We start from the raw sequence: 19,879 nt of genomic DNA on the forward strand, positions 1-19,879 counted from the left end.
GCGGGACCGCCGACGCCCTCCTGCGGGTCGAGAAGGTGCAGCTCGTCGTCGCCCCCCGAGTAGGGCGGATCTGTCTCGATTCCCGGTGCGCAGCCGTTCCCTCTTCTACCGTGAGCCGACCGCGAGTACGAGCTCTCGCCACCGGCCGCCGAGGAGCAGCAGCGCATGCGACAGTCCTTCTTCCACTCTCTCGTCGCCGCAGCCGTGCTGGTCGCGGGCGCCGGGCTGACGGTGGTGGCTGCGCCGGCCGCATCGGCGGCTCCGGCGCTCTCCTCCCCGTGCCTGACGTCGGACCGAGTCGTCCCGCTCTCGGACGTCGTCGTGCCCGACGGCGTCGGCGCCGTCCGAGCCGTCCTCAGCGGAGCGGACGGCCAGGGGAGCGGGGATCAGTACTACGCACCCGGAGGCGGCGCGGGCGGTCGAGCGGTCGGCGGCTCCGGTTCCACCCTCGTCGTCGATGTGGCCGTGACGCCCGGGCAGGTGCTGACGCTCGGCCGCATCACCGGTGCGCCGTCCGGAGGGGCGCCCGAGGCCGGCAGTCCCGACCTGAACGCCGGCGGCAGGGGCGGTGACGCCCAGTACCTCTCGACGGTCGGTTCCGACGGCTGTCAGCACGCCCTGGCGGTCGCAGGCGGTGGTGGCGGCGGCGGCGGGACGAACGCGCGCGGCGGCGACGCCGATGCAGGCAGCGGCGCACAGGGAGGTGCGAACGGCGGCGGGAACGCCGCGGTCGACGGAGCCGGCGGCGGCGGAGCGACGTCGTCCCGCGGCGGATCGGGAGGAGCGGCCGGCTACGACAGGTTCAGCCCCTGCGCCGACGGCAACGCGGGTCGCGCGGGTGCCTTCCTCAGCGGCGGCGACGGTGCGGCCGTCGGGGAGCCGCGCCCGAAGACGAACTACGAGTGCGCCGCGTTCAACTTCTCCGGCGGTGGCGGCGGAGCCGGGTACTACTTCGGCGGTGGCGGCGGCTCGTCCTTCACGGGAGGCGGCTCGAATCGTCGAGCGGAGCACCACCCGGGAGCCGGTGGCGGCGGCTCGAGCTTCGTCGATCCCAGCGTGACCCGGATCCGGCAGAGCTCCGGCTCGACGTCGTACGCCCCCGTGGTCGGCCCCGTCTATGACACCGCGGTCTCGATCACGAAGACCCCGGACTTCTCCACGCAGGGTCAGGAGGTGACGATCACCGCGACCGTCACCGTCCCGGCGCTGAACCGTCCGGCGCCCGCGGGCGGCACGGTCGAGTTCACCACCGGCCTCGGAGTCACGAGGGCGACCCTCGACACGAACGGCAAGGCCGTCCTCACGTCGAGGGACCTGCCCCAGGGCTGGAACGACGTGCGCGCCCACTACCTGGAGTCGATCACCGCCTCCGAGGCGGACCGCGAGAGCTGGACCGCGCTCCCGGCGCTGCGGCACGAGGTGCGGGTCTGCGCTCCTGCACCTGCCGTCACCCGGCAGCCCGCGAGCATCGACGGCACCACCAACTTCCCCTACACGGTGACCCTCGGCACGACGATCCCGCCGGTCTTCGGCGGCAGGCCGACCGCCACCTGGCAGGCCTCCCGCGACGGGGGCCGCACGTGGGCGGACGACCCGGGCAGGGCGGGCGTCCGCGACGACGGCACGGCCTTCCTCGAGACCGGCTCCGACACTCCCGGTCCGGTGCAGTACCGCGCCACGCTCACCACCTGCGGCGGATCCGTCGTCAGCCAGCCGGCGACAGTCTCCGTGATGGGCGTCCGGTTCGATCTGTCGACGCTGCCCCAGAAGTCGTTCGGAGCGACGTTCGACGTGAGCGGCTATGCGCAGGCCGTCTCGACCCCGCAGCGGGGGATCGTCTTCAGCAGCCGGACGACGGGCGTCTGCACGGTCGCCGGCTCGACCGTGAGCGTCGCGAAGCCCGGCACCTGCACCCTCACCGCCGAGCTCGACGGGCCGACGTCCGCCGGCTACGCACGAGTGGTGACGCAGAGCTTCTCCTCGACTCCCCAGCCGCTGGTGGTCACGGCCCGGTCCTTCACGCAGGAGCGCGGAGGACCGGTACCGGAAGATCTCTGCAGCGCGCCGTTCGTCGGCTCCGACACGTGGATCACGCCGCCCACCGCCACGGTGACACGGCCGATCACGATGTCGGACGGCACGACCCTCTACCGGCCGTTCCCGAGCTGGAACACCTCCACGAGCTTCAACTCCTATGTCCTCAGGTGCAGCGGCGGAACGGTCAGCAGCGACTACACGATCACGGGGTACACGAGCGGGACCATCACCATGACGGCGGCCGTGCCGCGGGTGACCGCGGACTCGCCGACCGTCGTCTACGGAGCCGCGCCTCCGGCGATCTCCGGCTCCGCGCCCTCCGGTCTCCCGGGCTCGCTCACCTGCGGCGCCTACGCGACCGGTGACACCGGCTTCGCTTCGCCCCTTCTCCTCTCGGACCGCACTCCCGCGGGGAGCTACCGGACGCACTGCAGTGGCCTGACGAACCCCTCCGGCCAGCTGCGGTACGTCGACGGGACGCTGACGGTCTCGAAGGCACCGGTGACGGTCACCGCGAGCAGCCCCGAGGTCAAGGCGTTCGGCTCGCCCGGCTCGCCGACCGTGACCTGCACCCCGAGCGGCTTCGTCGGCTCCGACGGATTCGTCACCGCCCCCACCGGACGGGTCCTGACCGGCTCGCTGACGATCGATGTCGGAGCCACGACTCCGATCGGCGCCTACACGACCCGCTGCGACGGCGGTGACGCGGGCGGGAACTACACGGTCAGCACGGTCCCCGGCACCTTCTCGATCGCCGACCGCACGGGCCCGACCGTCTCGGTCCCGAAGTCGATCGCGGCCGATGCGACGACCCCCTCCGGAGCGGTCGTGACCTTCGCCCCCTCCGCGAAGGACGCCGTCGACGGAGCGGTGGAGGCGACGTGCGCGCCCGCCTCGGGCAGCACCTTCGCCATCGGCGACACGACCGTCACCTGCACCGCGTCGGACTCGGCGGGGAACACCGGCGAGTCCCGCTTCGTCGTCACGGTGAGCAGGCTCGCGCAGTCGATCGTCTTCACCTCGACCGCACCGACCACCCCGACGGCGCTCGGCTCCTTCACGCCGACCGTGCGCGGCGGCGGCTCGGATCGGCCGGTGACCCTCGGGGCAACCGGATCCTGCCGCCTCGACGGCGGCGTCGTGACCTTCACCCGGTCGGGCGACTGCACGGTGACCGCCGACCAGGAGGGCGACGACAGCTATGCCGCCGCGCCGCGGCAGACGCTCGTGGTCGCCGTCGCGAAGGCGCCGCAGACGATCGCCTACGACTGGCCGACCTCCTTCGCCGCGGACACCACCCCGACGCTCACCGCGATCTCGAGCTCCGGACGTCCGGTCGTGTACGAGGCCTCCGGGAGCTGCTCGGTCGCGCCGGGTCCGAACGGCACGCAGGTCCTGATCTTCAGCACGTCGGACGACTGCGGGCTGAACATCGACCAGCCCGGCGACGACGTCTTCGCCCCGGCGGAGCGGATCTACCGGTTCGTCCGCGTCACGGCGATCAGGCAGGCGATCACCTTCACCTCGACTCCGCCCGCCCGCGGCTTCACGGACGACACCTACAGGGTGACGACGACCGGCGGCGGCTCGGGGAACCCGGTGACGCTCAGCATCATCGAGAACGGCAACTGCACCCTCGCCGACGACGTCGTGACCTTCTTCGGCGACGGCACCTGCACCGTGAAGGCGGATCAGGCCGGAGACAGGCTCCACTCGGCCGCTCCGCAGGCCCGCCAGGTGATCACCGTCGGGACTCCGGAGGGGAACCTCTCCTTCGGCGGGGGAGTGCCCCAGGGTGCGCGGGCGCTCGACACCTACCACCCGATCATCGTCCCCGGGCCGTCGAAGGGCGTGCCGGTGCTGACGGCCTCGCGCGACTGCTCCCTGGCAGCGGACGGCTCCGTCCACAACGACCGGGCGGGTCTCTGCGAGCTCAAGCTGGTTCAGCCCGGAGACGGCTACTGGCCCGCTCGGGAGGCATACCTCAGCTACTCGATCTACCTGATCCCGCAGACGATCACCTTCACCTCGACCGCGCCCCGATCGGCGCAGATCGGCGACACGTACACCCCGACCGCCGTCGGAGGCCCCGGCCCCGCTCTGTACTTCCGAGCGTGGGACGCGTGCGAGCTGAAGGACGGAGTGGTCGTCATGATCTCGCAGGGGATCTGCTCCCTCGCGGCGTTCCAGAACGGTGACGGGGCGTACGAGCAGGCTCAGTGGCGGCCGCAGCAGATCGAGGTCGGGTTCCAGCCCGGCTTCGTGGCCATCGCGTCCGCCGCACCGACCGACGCGAAGGTCGGCGGATCCTTCACCCCCGTCGCGACCGGCGGCCCCTCCAGCAGTGCTGCTGCCGTCCTGGCGTCGGGCGCGTGCTCGCGCGACTGGAGCAGCGGTCTCGTCACGTTCGACTCCGCCGGGATCTGCACGCTCACCGGCTACCAGTACCGCGACGCGACGTACGGCACGGCCTACTCCGCTCCGCAGCAGTTCCTCGTCACGAAGTACGAGCAGACCGTGACCTTCACCACCAGCGCTCCGGCCTCCGCGCGCGGCGGCGAGACCTACCGGCCCACGGCGACCGGGCGCGACGGCGGCAGCGCCGTCGTCATCGGAGCGACGGGAGCGTGCACGCTCTCGGACGGCGAGGTGTCGTTCGCCGGAGCGGGTACCTGCTCGATCACGGCCGACCAGGCCGGAGACGACCGCTACGCCGATGCGCAGGCCGTGCAGACGGTCGCCGTCAGCGTCGATCCCGGCTCGGTCGCGTTCGCGTCCTCCGCGCCGTCGATCGCCCGGGTCGGCGACTCGACCCGGGTCGAGATCACCGCCGGCCCGTCGAGCGCCGCCCCGGTGCTCGCCGCCTCCGGAGCCTGCTCGGTCGCCTCCTCCGGCACCGTGACGTTCACGGCGGAGGGCACCTGCACCCTGACCCTGGATCAGGCGGGTGACGCGCGCCACGGAGCCGCGCCGCAGGCCGTGCAGGCGTTCGAGGTCACGAAGACGCCGCAGAAGCTCGTCTTCACGACCGACGCGCCCGGGTCGGCGACGGCGGGCGGGACCTACACGCCGAGGGCGGCGGGCGGACTCTCCTCCGCGCCGATCGTGCTCTCGGTCGACGGTGCGTGCTCGCTGGCGGACGGGACGGTGACGTTCACCGGAGCGGGCACCTGCACCGTCTCGGCGGACAGGGCGGGCGACGACCGCTCTGCAGCGGCTCCGCGCGTCTCGCAGTCGATCGCGGTCGGCGTCGCTGCGGCCACGGTGTCGTTCGGCGGAGGGCTGCCCGAGGATCCCCGCGTCGGCGGCTCCACCACCCCGACGATCGTCCGCGGGCCCTCGAGCGCGGATCCCGTGCTCGCCGCCTCCGGCGCCTGCTCGGTCGACGGAGGAGTCGTCTCCTTCGACTCCGCCGGCGCCTGCACGCTGACGCTGGATCAGGCCGGTGACAGCCGCTACGGCGCGGCCCCGCAGGCGGTGCGGACCTTCGAGATCGGCCGTGGAGCGCAGACGCTCGCGTTCACGTCCACCGCACCGACGGCAACAGCGAAGGGTGCGACGTACACGCCGACCGTCCGCGCGGGCGGTTCGAGCGCGGCGGTCGTGATCGCGACGACGACCCCGACGATCTGCTCTGCGGCGGGCGGAACGGTCTCCTTCCTCGCAGCGGGCTCCTGCGTAGTGACGGCGGACCAGGCGGGCGACGTGTCGCACGATGCCGCCCCGCAGATCACGCAGCAGATGACGGTCGCGGCGGCCGCCGCGACAGGGAAGAAGGCGCAGACCCTCGCGTTCACGTCGACGATGCCGACGGCTCCGGAGCGCGGGATCGCCTACCCGGTGACGGCGAAGGCCACGTCGAGACTGCCCGTGAAGTTCTTCGCCAGCGGTGCGTGCACCCTGACGGCGACCGGAGCCGGCACGGCGACGGTGCGCCTGACCGGGACGACGCTGTGCACGGTACGCGCCACTCAGCCCGGCGACTCGGAGTGGCGGGCAGCGACCTCCACCACGCAGACGCTGCAGGTGAAGGCCGGCACGCGAGCGGACCTGACGCTCGTCCTCGCGACCGCGCCGGGCCTGTCGGCGACGGCGCCGCTGGCGGGGACCGTCACGGTGACGAACACGGGCACCCGCGACGCGGCGACCACGACCACCCGGGTGATCGTCTCCGGCAAGGTCGCGAGCGCTCCGGGCGCGGTGCAGACGCCGGGGACGACGGCCGGCACCACGGTCCTCACCTGGACTGAGCCGAGGGTCGCGCCGGGCCGGAGCATCGTCTACACGGTGACCCTCGTCGACCGCCCGAAGTCGACTGCGATCGACGCGAAAGTGTCGACCACGGCGGCCGACCCGACCCCGTCGAACAACGCGGTCAAGCGCACGATCAGGTAGCGGGTCGCCCCGGAGAGGTCCCGTCGTCCGTTCTCGGGGCGGCGGGATCCCTCGTGCCGACGCCTCCCGACCCACGTCGGAAGGACGCCGCACGCAGTACAGCGCCGGTGCCCGCTCCACGGACATCACCTGGAGCACCGGCACGCTCGACACCGAGGACAGCCCCGGCGGCCGAACCGCCGACAGCAAGTGGCAACTGCCCTGGCGGGCCCGACGAGGCTCACCGGTCGACGGCGACGCGGAGGTGATGAAGAGCGGAAGGACGATCCGGTCCGGCCCGGGCGCCGCTCAGCGGCCGTCGCGGGCTTCGCGGGCGCGGTTCCCCAGTTCTCCTGCCTGCTGCGCCGCCTTGTTGACAAGGTCCCAATCGCTGCGGCTCGCCGTCGACGGCGAGTTCTTGACCCGCGCGATGGCGGCTCGGTAGTCGGATTCGTTGGCCATGATCTCCTGCTCTCGTCAGTCGGTCGGGCCGAGAGTACGCGGGTCCCGAGCAGGGAGGCGTCACCGCTTAAGGGGACGAGCCCGGTGAAGTCACCCCGGCCTATGCTCGTGCCGCCGAGCAGGGAGGTGCTGTGGCAGCTGCGACTCAGGCTCCGATCGACTCCGGCGGGGAGGCGGCGGCGGCATCGGCGGTCCTGCGGAGGATCGCGATCCATGTCGGTCTCGCCTACACGCTGGTGGTGCTCCTCGAGGCGTTGTCGCGGGGTGCTGCGGCCACCGTCGGAGCAGCGGCGATCGCCGCGGTGGTCATCGTGCTTGCGCTCCGACTCTGGTCACCCGTCTGGCTCGGCGTGGTCACGGCCGCGGGGCTCATCACGTGGTGGTCGACGGCGGTCGACCCGTGGGAGCCGCTAGGCGCGGACGCAGCCGAGGTGATCGAACCCGCTCGGCCCCTCGCGATCGGGATCGCCCTGACGCTCCTCGGGCTCGGTCTTCAGCGCCTCAGCCACGCTCTCGTCGTCTCGATGACCGTTGCGGTGATCGCTCTCGTCGGGGCCGCGATCCTCGGCGCACCCGGCCCGAGGATCCTCGCGGGCTGCCTGTGGTCGGTCAACCTGATCATCGTCTGCGCTCTGGGCGGCTGGGGCATGCGCCGGGGGGCGGCGCTCGCCGGATCGGCGATCGCTGCTCTGGCCGCCGCCCGGCGTGACCGTGTGTACGGCGAGGAGATGGCCCGGAGGCGTCGCGAGCACGACATCGCCGTCCACGACAACGTGCTCGCGACGCTGACGATGCTCGCGCACGGCGGCGTGGGGATGGACCCGGCCGAGCTCCGGCAGCGCTGCCGGGAGGACCTTGCCGACTTCACCGCCGGTCGCGACTCCCCCCTCGACGTCCCGACCGTCGGCGACCTGGTCGACGGCTGGCAGCGGGTCGCCGAGTCGCTGCACCTGCGCTGGGCGGTCGACGTCTCGACCGACAGGTCGCAGGTGCTCGAGCAGGAGTCGCGCCTCGCTCTGGACGGAGCGGTCCGCGAAGCGCTCCGGAACGTGCGCCTGCATGCCCGAACGGACGCTGTCGCGGTGCGGGTAGGAGGCGACCCCTCCCTCCTCGCCGTCGAGGTGGCGGACGACGGCGACGGCTTCGATCCGACGCACTCGCCGATGCCGACCCGGTGGGGGGTCGCGCGGTCGATCGTCCGTCGCATCGAGTCGGTGGGTGGTCGAGCCTCCGTCACCTCGATCGCCGGCGAGGGGACCCGGGTGCGGATCGAGATCCCCGACGTCGTCCGCGCCCTCCCGGAGAGCGCCGTTCCGCCGCCCGTTCCGGCGGCCGAGCGCCTGAGGAGGAGTTCGCGGACGGCCCCGATGGTGATCGGCTGGGTGGGGGTGGCCGACGCGACTCTCCTCGTCATCGTCTTCTGGCAGGACTACCTCGTGCCGGGGCTGGCGGGACTGTGCCTCGCGGTTCTCCTAGCGACGGGTGCGTTGACCGGACGCCCGACCGCGTCGCGACGGCGCTTCGGGCGCATCGCGGCCCTCGCCGCCTTCGTCTTCCTGATCGTCGGCGCGACCGTGACCGCGACCCTCATCACGCCGGCGGGGGTCCGGTTCACCGGGGCGAACATCGGAGTGACCGGGGTGTCGCTCGCCCTCGTCTGGCTCTACCGGTCCCAGCCGAGCGCCGTGGTGCTGACGCTCGCGGGGGCGCACACCACGACCCTCCTGTGCCTCGCCCTGGCGTCGGGGGCCGTCGACGTCGACGGCCCCTGGGTGCTGCCGGCGCTTGTCGCCCGGATCTGCGCAGAGGCGCTGGTCGTCCCTGTCGGCGTCGCGGTCTATCTGCGTTCGGCGGGTCGAGCGGTGGTCGAGCTGCAGGAGCTCGACCACGAGGCGGCGAGGCTGGAGTCGCAGCGGGCGGCGGTCGCGGCGGCGGAGTCGCTGCTCGCCGATCGCCGGTCGAGGCTCAGGGAGCTCGCCGCTCCTCTGCTCGACGACGTCGCGTCGGGGCGATCGCCGCTCCCCCTCGATCCGATCGCGGTCGACTCGGCGGTGGTCGTCGCGCGAGGGGTGCGCGGCCTCCTCTCATCGGGGGCGGAGTCGGGGTGGCTCACGCTCGCGCTCGCGTCGCGCGATCTGCAGCGCCTGCGCTCGCCCGCGCAGCTCGATGTGCTCGACGGTGAGGGAGCGGCAGAGGACATCCCCGACCGCGTCCGGACGGTGCTGCTCGAGGTGATCGGACGACTGCAGACCCTCGCTGCGCGCCGGTCGGCTTCGGTCGCCGTCGTCGTCACGCGGTACGGGGACTCCGTCGGCGTCGTGCTCACCGCCGGGCCGGGCGTGATGCTCGAGCGGGACGTCGCGCTCGGCGGCCTCGTCGAGGCGGTCGGTCGTCTCGGCGGGACCTCGAACGAGTCGGACGGGTTCGTCGTCGTTGAGGTGGAGTGGTCCCGATGATGATTTACAGCGATGCATTTCGTTCGGAGCTCCGCGAAGAGACGTGATGTCGCGAACTGGTGACCGAGTGGCGCGAAGTGTCCTAGATTCAGCCCGAGCGATCCGGACAGCGCTCGAAGGACGGACCCTGATGGCACTCACCGGCCTCATCAACGTCGCGATCGTCGATGATCAGCGGATGTTCCTCGATGGACTCGAGTCATGGCTGACGGCGGCCGATCCCCGGATCCGCGTGGTCGTCAAATCGCAGAGCTATGTCGGGTTCCTCGAGGAGCTGACCGGCCCCATCGACGTGGTGATCGTGGATGTCGACCTCAAGGACGACAGCACGATCGAGGCGCGCGTCGCCGAGATCACCGCGCGGGGGATGAAGGTCATCGTCGTCAGCACTTTCGCCGACGCGACAGTCGTGCACCGGGCGCTCGCAGCGGGAGCGCTCGGGTACGCGTCCAAGAGCGAGAGCGCCTCCGAGATCGGCTTCGCCATCGAGGCGGCCCTGTCGGGGCGCGACTACCTCACTCCGCACGTCACGGCTCTGCTCCTCCAGGAGACGCAGATCCGCCGACCCGCGCTGAGTATGCAGGAGAAGCGCGTGATGAGCCTCTACGCGACGGGGCTCCCGGTGAAGAACGTCGCCTTCCAGATGGGTCTGTCTCAGGACACGGTACGCACCTACTTGAAGAGGATCAAAGCCAAGTACGTCGAGTGCGGTATCCGCCTCGACACGAAGATCGACTTCTTCAAGCACTCCCTGTAGTTCCGGTCCGTGACTGTCCGCAAAGAAGAGGAGCCCTGTCACCACTTCATGTGACACGGGTCATGTGTCACCGATCAGTGTGACGTGACGATGCCGAGTGCTCTTGTCATCCTGACTCCGGACGCCGCAGGGCGCGGAGGATGGGGGCGACGGATGAGTGATCCGACCGGCGGGTGGGACTTCAGCCGCTTCACCGGCGGGGGCGGCACCACCCCCGGCGACGACTCGTCCAGAGCGGATCCCGCGCCCCGCGCCGACGCGTTCGGAGCGTCGTTCGGCGGGGCCTCGTCGACGGCGACCGCTCCCCTCACCGCGTCGGCCGGCTTCGGCGGCGCCGTCGCCACCGAGCCGGCTCCGTCCTCCGTCCGCTCGCCCATAGGCTGGCTGATCGGCGGAGTCGCGGTCGCCGCTCTCGCGGGGGCCGCCGCACTGGTGCTCGGAGCGGACCCGCTCGCAGCGATCCTCTCGTGGGCGTTCGCGGGCCCGATCGCGATCGGCCTCTTCGCCGTCTACCTGCTACTCGACACCAGGAGGCGCACCCAGCTGATGTACTCGCCGCCCACCTGGGCGCCGTGGCTCTACCGAGGGGGCCTGATCATCGTGCTGCTCGCCGTGATCGCCAGCGCCGCCCGCATCGCCTTCTGGGCGGGACGGGTGTGGCAGCTGTGAAGGGCCGCGGAGCTGGACTCCTCTCCGTCGTCGCGCTCGCGGTCCCGCTGATCGTCGGCGGACTAGTGCAGGCGCCGGCAGCAGCCGCCGCCGAGGCGGATCCGGCGCTGGGCGCCTTCGGGGCGTGCATCGCCGGTGGTGGTGCGGCCGACGTGCTGCTGCTCGTCGACGAGTCGAGCAGCCTCACGTCGAGCGACGCCGCGCTCGGCCGGGTCACCTCGGCCACCTACTTCGTCGATCAGCTCGCGGACTTCGCGACGGAGGCCGGCACTCCGGTCGACGTGCAGCTCAGCGTCTTCGGCGACTCCTACTCGACGCTGCTCCCGTGGACGCCGCTCGGCGCCGAGTCGGTCGACGGCGTCCGGGCGAGCATCGCCGGACTCGCCGAGCGCGTCGACGGCTTCGACACCGACTACTGGACGGCGCTCGACGGGGCGCGTGCAGATCTCGCGGACCGAGCGGCCGGACGCACGGGAGGCGCGGGCTGCCAGGCCGTGGTCTGGTTCACCGACGGCAAGCTCGACTACTTCCCTCGCGAGACCGGTGCCGAGCGCGCCGAGTACGGGACGCAGAAGCGCTTCGCCCCCGGCGTCGACCTGACCGATTCGGGCGCCGCCGCGCAGGTGCGCGACGCCGCCGCCGCCGACCTCTGCCGCGGCGGCGGTCTCGCCGACCAGCTGCGCTCGTCGGGGATCACGGTCTTCGGCGTCGGCCTCACCGGCCCCGGATCGACGGACGCCGACTTCGACTTCATCAGGTCGGTCACCACCGGCACCGACCTCGCCGGGACGCGCTGCGGCGACATCACGGAGCCGGTCCCCGGCTCCTTCCAGGTGGCAGGCGACATCGACAGCCTCCTCTTCGCCTTCGACGCGATCGCGACTCCCGGGGGAGCGCCGCTCACCCAGGAGGCGGGAATCTGCCAGGTCGTCGCCTGCGCCGACCAGGCGCACAACTTCGTCCTCGACGCCTCGACGCCCCGCGTCAAGATCCTCGGCTCCGCCGACGCCACCGGTCTCGCGGCGAGCATGAGCCTGCCGGACGGCACGCGGGTCGATCTCGCCCGCGACGCGGACGGCGGCGGGAGCGCCTCGGTCGTGATCGACGCGAGCGGTGCGTCGATCGACTACGAGTGGATCACCGAGAAGACGGTGTCGATCACGGTCGATCGCGGGTCGTCCGCAGACGCGGCGTGGGTCGGCCAGTGGGCCTTCACGTTCACGGATCCGCAGGGGGCCTCCGCCGATCGGCGGTCGAAGACGAACCTGCACATCAGCGGAGATCTGGCGCCGAGCTGGACGAACGGCACGGGCGTCGTGCTGCACGCGGGCGAGACGATCGACGGCGCGGTCTTCGCGCTCGTCGGCCGGGGCGGGGCGCCCGTCGACCCGTCGTCGATCCTCGGGACGATGCGGTACGCCGTGTCGCTCCAGGACGCGGAGGGAGCCGTCGTCACGGTGCTCGACACCGAGGACAAGGCGGCGATCGGGCGACCGGTCGCGCTGCCCCTCACCGATGCGGCTGTCGGGCTGGGGCTCCTCACCCTGCGCCTGGAGGTGACCACCGGGTCCGCCACCTCCGCTTCCGGCGCCGTCGTGCCCGGGACCGCTCTCGATCCGAGCGTGGTGGCGCAGCGGATCTCGATCGAGCCGCCCGCCGCCTACCCGACCGTCGCCGAGCGCGTCGACTTCGGCGGCGCCGAGGGACCGGTCGACCAGCAGGCCGTGCTTTCGCTCAAGGGCGACGGCTGCGCCTGGCTGGCCTCGGACTCGGCCGATGTCGTCGCGTCGCCGCAGGGTCTCGGCGCGGTGACGATCGAGTCGACAGCCTCCTCCGCCGACTCGTGCGTCGACTCGGGCGGCGCCGGCCTGCCTCTGCGGCTCAGCACCGAGCAGGGCGGCAACGGCGCGATCAACGGCACGATCACCGTGATGCTCGCCTCCTCTGACGGCAGCGGCCCGCCACTCGAGGTCGAGGTGCCGTTCACAGCGAGCCTCGCGCTGCCGCTGGACGTCCCGGTGGTCTGGCTCGCCTTCGCGATCACGGTCATCATCGGCATCGCGGTCCCGGTCGGCGTCCTCTACTTCGCGAAGAGGCTCGTCTCGGTCGTCCCGGCGAGGCCCCTCGTGGCGACGACGGTCCCGGTGGAGGTGTCCGGCGGCAGCGTGCTCCGCGGAGGCAGCCGCTTCGCCATCGGGCCGGAGGATCTCCGCGACGTGGTCCCGATCAGCGCGAGGGGCTCGCGCCGTGTGGTGACCGGCGGGGCGGAGCTGGTCGCCCGGGCGGGCGCCGCGCCGACCGAGGCGGGCTTCGTCCGCGTGGACCGCCCGGGCTGGTCGAGCGCCTCCGGCGCCTCGCCGTCGACCACCGCGAAGGGCACCACGGCGAGGCTCCCTCTCGCCGTGCACAACAACTGGGTCGTCTTCCACCAGCCGGGGCGCCCGGCCGGATCGGCCGAGGTCCTGCTGCTCATCGGGGGAACGGCCACGCCCGCGCAGCGCGCCAGTCTCGCGGACGATCTGAACTCGCGTCTCCCCGACATCCTCTCCCGCCTCGTCGCGGAGGAGCCGGAGTCCGACGCTCCTGCGGCCGAGGCGGCGAGCTCGCCGATCGGAGGGGGAGGGGCCGCCGAGACGAGCGGCTTCGGCGGCTTCGGCTCCGGCCTCGGATCCTCTGCTGCGCCGACGGCCGTGGCCTCCCCGCCAGCGGCGCCGGCGCGGCCGGAGGCGGACACGGGAGAGGCGCCGCCCCGCCCGGCTCCCGATGCGAACCCCTGGGGGACCCTCTAATGCCCTCGTCCGGTCCACTCGATCCCACGTCGAAAGAGGTCTGATCCATGCAGAAGTTCCTGGTCGTCGGTTGCGGCGGCTCCGGGGGTTCGACCCTCGCCTACATGATGGATCAGCTGCACTCCGAGCTCGCGCCGCTGGGCATCGACCGGATCCCCGCCGGCTGGCAGTTCGTCCACATCGACGTGCCCAACGCGCCGGACACCCGGATCAACGGCATCGGCAACGTCCGCGACCAGGGCGGCACCTACATCGGCACCGCGCCCTCGACGGGCAGCTACACCGTCCTCGACAACGCCCTGAGCACGCGCCTGCGACAGGGCGGCGCGCTGGGCGAGTTCGGGACCTGGGCCCCCCGCGACCCGGCGTCGATCACGGTGCCGATCGGCAACGGAGCCGGGCAGATGCGCGCCGTGGGGCGGGCCATCACTCTGCAGCGCGCCTCCGACGTGTTCGAGGGCCTCTCGCGCGCCTTCCAGAGCATCAACACCGTCGAGGCGAACACCGAGATGACGCGGGTCTCGCGGATCCTGCCAGGAGCGGGCTCGTTCGACCCGGCGTCGCGGACGGTCGTCCTCGTGGTGTCGTCGATGGCCGGCGGCGCCGGCGCGAGCATGGCGCTCGACGTCTGCCGCCTCCTCACGCTCGTGCAGGGGGTCGACCCCGGGCTCGTCGGAGTGTTCATGGTCACCCCCGACGTGTTCGACGGCCTGCCCGCCTCCGCCCGCGGCGGTGTCCGGGCCAACGCGCTCGCCATGCTCGGCGAGATCGTCGCCACCCAGACCGCGGCGGCCGAGGACCACGACGTGGCCATCCTCAGCGCCCTCGGTCAGAGGGTCACGCGGACGAGCGCGGCGCCGTTCGCCCGGGTGTTCCCAGTCGGGCGGTTCGTCGGCGCCGAGAAGACGCAGTTCGGCGACGGATCGCAGTCGGCGGTGTACCGGGGGCTGGGGCGCGGTCTCGCGGCGCTCATCTCCAGCGGCAAGGCGTCGGGCGACTTCGTCGAGTTCGACATCGTGAACGTCGCCGACCCGACTCCTGCCGACCTCGACTTCCTGGGCTGGGGCGAGAGCGCGAACTCGATCCCCTGGGGCGCCTTCGGCTACGCGAGCCTCTCGATGGGCCGCGACCGCTACCGGCACTACTCGGCGCAGCGCCTCGCCCGGACCGCGGCGGACCGCCTGCGGGAGGGGCATCTCCAGCCGGGGAGCATCGCCTCTAGCGTCGATCAGCTCCGCGCGCTCGCCGACTCGCAGTGGACGCGTGTCGCCGACGCCATGGGCCTGCCCTTCTCGGACGCGCCCGGCCCCCTGTCGACTGAGCAGGTGCTCGGCTGGTTCACCGGCACGGCCTTCGCCCGCACCGACGCCGACGGCGCGGCGCGGCGGATCCTCGACGAGCAGTTCGTCCCCTACGTCCCGCCGCCCGCGACCACGGTCGCGCTCTGGTCGCCGACGCTGCGCCAGTTCCTCGCGGAGAGGAAGGCGGTGCTGGGCAGCGCCGCCTCCGAGGCGGCGTACCGCTGGGGGTTCCAGTGGAGCGACCACCTGCACGAGCGGATCCTCGCGCAGGTCGCCGAGGCCGTCGAGCTCTTCGGCCTGCCGTACGCCCGCGAGGTCCTCGACCGCGTGGAGCGGCTGATCCAGGATCAGCTGCTGACCCACCTGCAGACCATGGCGGGATACCAGGGCGGCGACCTCGGCCAGGTGCCCCCAGCGTTCGAGACGCAGCTCGCCGGGATGCGCGGCACGATCGCGAACGGTGCGAGCGTCGTCGACCGGCTGGTGGACCTCTTCCGGCAGCAGACCACGAACACGGTCTACGCCCGGAGCGCGGACGTCGCGCGCACGATCCTGCAGGCGCTCGTCACGGACGTCCTCGCCCCCCTGCGCCTCGCTCTGAGCGAGGGGATCCAGGTCCTCGAGAACGCGGTGCACGCGGCGCCGACAGCGGTCGGGCTCGCGAACGTCGCGACCAGCGACTACACGGCCTGGCCCTCGGAGGAGGACCGCTTCGTCCCCGCGCGCTTCGACGTCGCGGACAACGAGATCCTGCTCACCCCCTCCGCCGGCTTCGATCAGCAGTACGAGGGAGACCTGCGCGCCGCGGTCGCGGAGGGGACCACGGCGGTCATGTTCTCGGACGCGCGCGTCCTCGGCGCCCGAGCCGTCATCAGCGGCACGTGGCCGGTTGCGAGCGGTGCGGAGGCGCCGGGCGGCCTCGTGGAGAGGCTCGCCCAGTGGCGACCCGGGCTCTTCAACCGCGATCCGATGAACGGAGCACCGCTCACTCCGTCGCAGGGGCGCTACCAGTTCGCCGTCGCGCCGGCCGACCTCGTCGAGCGCGCCCTGGCGTTCATCCGCCGGCCGGGCGAGTCCTTCGAGATCTTCTGCGCTCTCTCCCTCCGGGACTTCGCCGAGGGCAAGGACCTCCCGCCGTCGGGTCTTCCCGGCCGGCACGCGGATCTCGTGGCGAAGTTCGGCGAGGCGCTCTCTCGCGCCCTCCCTCTGATCAGCATCGACTCGGACGCGGTGAACGCCATCCACGGCACGCCGACCCAGTACCGCTACAAGTTCTCGGGCGTGCCGTTCAAGGACTCGCCGGTCGTGGCGGCGCTCGAGCAGGTCATCGCCTCGCGCCAGAACATGGCCGACGAGGTGGCGCAGATCTTCGGACGGGCCGTCAACGCCGAGAGCACGCTGACCCGGATCGACATCTTCGGCTCCTACCGCAACTACGCGCCTCTCGTCTTCGACTCGCTCCTGCTCCCGGTGGCGAAGCAGTGGGCCGAGACGTCGCAGCAGGGACGCCTCACCTTCTGGTCGAACCGGCGCAGCCGACCGCTGCCGGCGTCGCTCCCCATGGGCGACCGCGAGCGTCGCGCCATGATCGCCGGCTGGTACGTCGGCCAGATGACGGGCCAGATCCGCATCCCGGACGCGCCGTACGACACACCGGTCGAGATCTGGGACCCGGAGGACGAGCGCTGGATGGCCTTCCCGCACCCGCTGCTGACGCCTCCCTCCGAGTTCCTCGGCCGCCTGATCGACTGGCTGCCCGCCGTTCTCGAGTCGTACCTGCTGGCGATCTCGCGGGCGCTCGACGCACCGGTGATGACGTCGATGAAGCCGTACCGCCAGTTGCGCAGGCTCTCGGACGCCAACCCGGGAGGCCCCGCGCGCGGGCTCATCGAGCGGTCCTCCGAGCGCGAGCTCGCTGGTTGGCTCGCGACAGGGGACACCCCCAGCGGCACGCCGTCGCGCATCGTCGGGGAGACGCTCGACGCCAGGTACGCGAATGCCCTCGCCTGGCTCGAGTCGATCCACACCTTCACCACGACGAGCTTCACACCGGGAGCTCCCGGCGCCGCGCCGGGGACCTACTCGACGATCGCCACGCGGCGGACCGCCTCGACCACGCCGATCTTCCGCGACCTGGCGCCGGACATCATCCTGGCCACCGAGGAGCTGCGGCAGACCCTCGACGCCGCGAGGACCCTGGCGGCCCGACCGGTGCCCGCCGCCGGACTGCCACGATCCGCCGACGGAACCTTCGCCCCGGCCGGCGCCCTCGCCGCCGTCCCCGAGCCCGACTTCGGAGCCTTCTGATGTCGACGATCACGGTCCTCCTCGCGCCGGCCGGCCCGCTCGCGGGCATCAGGGACGCACTGACCGACTGGTCGGCCGCCGGAATGGTCGACGAGTTCCACTGGGTCGAGCCGCAGATGATCGGGCGCACGAGCATCTCGGCCCTTGTCGTCCGCGGCGGAACGATCGAGGGCACCACGCTGAACGCGCTCGCCGGAGCGGGGCGCACGGAGCGCATCCGCCTGGTCTCGCTGGTCCCGGCGCTCACCGGAGTGGTGCCTGCGGGCACCGCGGTCGAGCAGGAGCTCGCGCAGTTCCTCGAGAGCTCGTTCGGACAGGCGAAGGTGGTCCGCGTCCGGGCGGTCGTCGCACGGGCGGGCGACCCCGCCACCGTGGCGGACCTCGCTGTGGACGGCTGGCACAACATCCTGCTCTCGCCCGAAGACTCGAGCGGACCCGGGATGGGTCAGACCCGCCTCCCCCCGACCACCGATCCTCTCGAGCTCGGCGTCCCCGCGGCCGCCGGTGTCGCCGGACTGGTCGGGCTGTGGACGGGCGTCGACGGCTCACCGCTCGACGACGAGAACCTCACCTACGGGCAGCTGGCCCGGATGTCGCGGTCGTACTACCGCCGACTCGGGACCGCGGAGCTGGAGGGCGCGCTGCGTCGGGAGGTGCTCTCGATGGAGCGGGGACTCCCGCTCCCGACGCAGTTCGGAACGGCGGCGACCTACGTCGAGGACGCTCCGCTCGCGTCCCAGAACATGTCCGAGCAGCTCTGGGCGCGCCACCCCGGTGTCCTCCGCGGACCCCGTGACGCGGAGCCGCCGCGGAAGACCAAGCAGATCGGCGCCTGGGACGCGCTGAAGATGCTCTTCGGATTCGTGCTGGCCGCCCTCCGCAACGCTCCGAGGGCCTGGCTCGCCGCCGTGGTCAACCGGGTGCGCGCGGACGCGGCGGCGGCGGTGCACGGCCTCGTCTTCGGAGGCGCACCGTCGGCCTACGCGGTGGTCGTGAAGGGGGTGACTGCCGACGGCATGCCGGCGAGCTGGCTCGACTACGGCGGTGCCGCCGCGTCGATCGACAGGATCCTCGACGAGCAGGGCGGCGCCCGGCGCGACCACGAGGCGCACGCCGACCTCTCGGCGCTGTGGCAGGACTACGTCGCCGCCTCCCTGACGCTCGCCGACGGCGGTGAGCGCGTCACCGGTCTCACTCCGGTGCAGATCGGAGCTCAGCGGGGTGTGCTCCGGCGCCCGGGCGGCATCGTGCCCGGAGCCGATCAGGCCTTCGACGGAGTGCCTCCGCACCTCGCGGCGACGGTGGGGCTGCCGGCAGCGGAGCCCTTCGACGTGCTCGGCGTTTACGCGCTCGAGCAGCGCCTCCGCTTCGTTGCCGAGCAGCCGGCGGTCGGCGTCGCCGCCGCGACCGCTCTGCAGGCCCTCGGGACGTGGAAGGCCGAGCACGGCGACAGCTTCGCCGCCCGGGTGGGTACGCGGATCGGCGAGAGCTTCTTCGCCGTGACTCTCGAGATCCGCACGCTCCTCGAGGACATCCGCCGGGCCGCCAGCGCGGACGACATCCTCACCTCCGTGCAGGCTCAGCAGAAGCGTCTCGCGTCGACGACTCGCATCCTCGTGATCGTGTTCACCGCCCTCCTGGTGGTGACGGGCGTCCTCCTCGCGACCGGTGTGATCGGAGTAACGATCGGACTGATCCTGCTCGGCTCGATCCTCCTGGTCGGATTCGCGACCACTCTGATCGTGTTCCTCCGGGGGCAGCGCGAGCTGTTCCGGCTGATCAACGCCAGGACCGAACTCCTGGCGCGGGAGGAGCTGGCCCGGCGGAATCTGCGTCACGCCGTCCGCGATGCGCGACGCCTCACCGACGCCTACGGGCAGTTCCTCGCGTGGTCGCGCGTGGTCGGGACGATCCTCGCGGCGCCCTTCGGCCGTGCGGAGGAGTCGGCACTCGCGCCGGACGTCGACGTCGCCGACCTCCCCCAGTCGGTGCGCCTGGGCGCGGGCGTGGTGGATCCCGCCGCGGTCGGCAGTGCCGCCATCGAGCTGCGCCGGGACATCTTCGCGATCGGCTGGCTCGATCAGTGCTGGACCGCCGCGCTCGCCGGCGCTCCCCGCCAGATCGGTCCCCGCGGCGTCGAGATCGAGGCGGACGCCCGCGCTCTCTACCGTCAGTCGGGCGGAGGCGAGGACAGCCTGCTCCCGCTCTGGACCGCAGCGCTCAGCGCTCACGGCGTCGACGGCTCCGTCGGCGATGCGACCTGGGCGAGGGTCCTGCAGGATCTCGACGGGCCGCGGTCCGCGATCGCCGACCGTCTGCTCGCGTCGGTGTCCGACGCACGTCTGGCCGGAGGCGCACCTGTGCCGTACGCGAGGTTCCTCGCCGACACGGACTCGCCCTCGCGCCTGCTCGGAGACCGGCTCGACGACGGCCTGCTCACCGACTCGGCGCGCGCCTCTGGTGCGAGCGCCGTGGAGCGTCCCGACTCGAGGATCGGCCGACGCGGACTCAGCCGCATCGTCGCCCTGACCGAGCTCACCGCGTCGATCCCGGCATACGAGTTCCTCGTCCACCGGGCTGCCGGCCCGCGCGCGGTGTCGGACGTCGGTCTGGACGGCGCTCGGGAGTGGGCGTCAGCACCGGTCGTCGCCGCTCCCGCGGCGATCCCCGAGCCGACGGCCGCGGACGTCCCCGACCTGTTCGACGGGATGCCGTTCTGATGCCCGC

8 protein-coding genes are annotated in these 19,879 nt (G+C 72.4%); 7 read left to right on the forward strand and 1 reads right to left on the reverse strand.

Translation table 11 applies throughout. The features are described 5' to 3' along the window. Positions 1 to 165: 165 nt before the first annotated feature. Positions 166 to 6,432 carry an HYR domain-containing protein gene (locus GSU45_RS02160; RefSeq protein ID WP_159912313.1) on the forward strand — a complete coding sequence of 2,089 codons (6,267 nt, stop codon included), beginning with the start codon at positions 166 to 168 and terminating at the stop codon, positions 6,430 to 6,432. A 288-nt stretch (positions 6,433 to 6,720) separates the two neighbouring features. Here the strand turns inward: GSU45_RS02160 and GSU45_RS02165 are convergent, their stop codons facing one another. After that, positions 6,721 to 6,873: a hypothetical protein gene (locus GSU45_RS02165; protein ID WP_159912315.1), complete on the reverse strand. Its 153-nt coding sequence runs from the start codon at positions 6,871 to 6,873 to the stop codon at positions 6,721 to 6,723. A 131-nt stretch (positions 6,874 to 7,004) separates the two neighbouring features. Here GSU45_RS02165 and GSU45_RS02170 point away from each other — a divergent pair, with 131 nt between their 5' ends. The 6 genes from GSU45_RS02170 to GSU45_RS02195 all read left to right on the forward strand — a co-directional run bounded on the left by GSU45_RS02170 (position 7,005) and on the right by GSU45_RS02195 (position 19,872). Beyond that, on the forward strand, positions 7,005 to 9,329 hold the full coding sequence (locus GSU45_RS02170) for an ATP-binding protein (protein ID WP_159912317.1): 2,325 nt from the start codon (positions 7,005 to 7,007) through the stop codon (positions 9,327 to 9,329). A 130-nt stretch (positions 9,330 to 9,459) separates the two neighbouring features. Beyond that, positions 9,460 to 10,086, forward strand: coding sequence for a response regulator transcription factor (locus GSU45_RS02175; protein WP_159912319.1), 627 nt, complete (start codon positions 9,460 to 9,462; stop codon positions 10,084 to 10,086). Positions 10,087 to 10,239: 153 nt separating this feature from the next. Then, a complete protein-coding gene (locus GSU45_RS02180; protein ID WP_159912321.1) occupies positions 10,240 to 10,755 on the forward strand; it encodes a hypothetical protein in 516 nt (171 codons plus the stop codon). After that, the gene (locus tag GSU45_RS02185; protein ID WP_159912323.1) at positions 10,743 to 13,544 is read left to right on the forward strand and encodes a vWA domain-containing protein; all 2,802 of its coding nucleotides are present in this window, start codon (positions 10,743 to 10,745) and stop codon (positions 13,542 to 13,544) included. Before GSU45_RS02180 ends, GSU45_RS02185 begins: the two co-directional genes overlap by 13 nt. Before the next feature lie 47 nt (positions 13,545 to 13,591). Further along, entirely contained in the window at positions 13,592 to 17,152 is a 3,561-nt protein-coding gene (locus GSU45_RS02190; RefSeq protein WP_159912325.1) for a tubulin-like doman-containing protein, read from the forward strand. Further along, positions 17,152 to 19,872: a hypothetical protein gene (locus tag GSU45_RS02195; protein WP_159912327.1), complete on the forward strand. Its 2,721-nt coding sequence runs from the start codon at positions 17,152 to 17,154 to the stop codon at positions 19,870 to 19,872. The genes GSU45_RS02190 and GSU45_RS02195 overlap by 1 nt, the downstream gene beginning before the upstream one ends. Positions 19,873 to 19,879 lie beyond the last annotated feature (7 nt).

The organism is Rathayibacter sp. VKM Ac-2801, from assembly GCF_009834245.1.
Lineage (GTDB): Bacteria > Actinomycetota > Actinomycetes > Actinomycetales > Microbacteriaceae > Rathayibacter.

What these genes read in the sequence shown, in the direction of transcription:
- GSU45_RS02165 (WP_159912315.1), bottom strand. Translation starts at nt 6,873, where the DNA reads ATGGCCAACGAATCCGACTACCGAGCCGCCATCGCGCGGGTCAAGAAC.
- GSU45_RS02190 (WP_159912325.1), top strand. Translation starts at nt 13,592, where the DNA reads ATGCAGAAGTTCCTGGTCGTCGGTTGCGGCGGCTCCGGGGGTTCGACC.
- GSU45_RS02160 (WP_159912313.1), top strand. Translation starts at nt 166, where the DNA reads ATGCGACAGTCCTTCTTCCACTCTCTCGTCGCCGCAGCCGTGCTGGTC.
- GSU45_RS02195 (WP_159912327.1), top strand. Translation starts at nt 17,152, where the DNA reads ATGTCGACGATCACGGTCCTCCTCGCGCCGGCCGGCCCGCTCGCGGGC.
- GSU45_RS02180 (WP_159912321.1), top strand. Translation starts at nt 10,240, where the DNA reads ATGAGTGATCCGACCGGCGGGTGGGACTTCAGCCGCTTCACCGGCGGG.
- GSU45_RS02175 (WP_159912319.1), top strand. Translation starts at nt 9,460, where the DNA reads ATGGCACTCACCGGCCTCATCAACGTCGCGATCGTCGATGATCAGCGG.